The organism is Marinifilum caeruleilacunae (assembly GCF_013141825.1).
Lineage (GTDB): Bacteria > Bacteroidota > Bacteroidia > Bacteroidales > Marinifilaceae > Marinifilum > Marinifilum caeruleilacunae.
Genome location: NZ_RZNH01000175.1, coordinates 1 through 417, shown reverse-complemented (window position 1 = coordinate 417; position 417 = coordinate 1). Strand labels below are relative to the sequence as shown.

Annotated in this window: 1 pseudogene; it reads left to right on the top strand. The window is 33.6% G+C overall.

The features are described 5' to 3' along the window. Positions 1-401, top strand: a pseudogene (locus ELS83_RS21930) (hypothetical protein); the annotation flags it as partial. Positions 402-417 lie beyond the last annotated feature (16 nt).

The window sequence follows — 417 nt, the reverse complement described above, 5'->3', positions numbered from 1 at the left end:
AAGTAAGCGTTGAAAAATCAATAGAAGATGAGATAGTAGAAACATTAGTTAAGAATGCAGAAATGGTTGCAAAAGATGTAGTAAAAGAAAGAGATAGGTATAACGAATTCCATAAGAAGATAGATAAGTTACTTGTATCAAAGATTACTGGAATTCCTATAATGATAGTTTTACTATTAATAGTACTTTGGATTACAATAACTCTTGCAAACTATCCGTCAGAATTATTATCAAACATGTTTGGTAATATTGAGGTTTGGTTAAGAGGAATACTTGCAAATAGTTTTATACCTTCATGGATTAGTAGTGTTTTAATTGATGGTATATATGTTACTTTAGCTTGGGTAATATCTGTTAACACGGACACACACGGACAGCCACGGACGTCCTGCGTGTGCTGACGGACGTCCTGTGTGT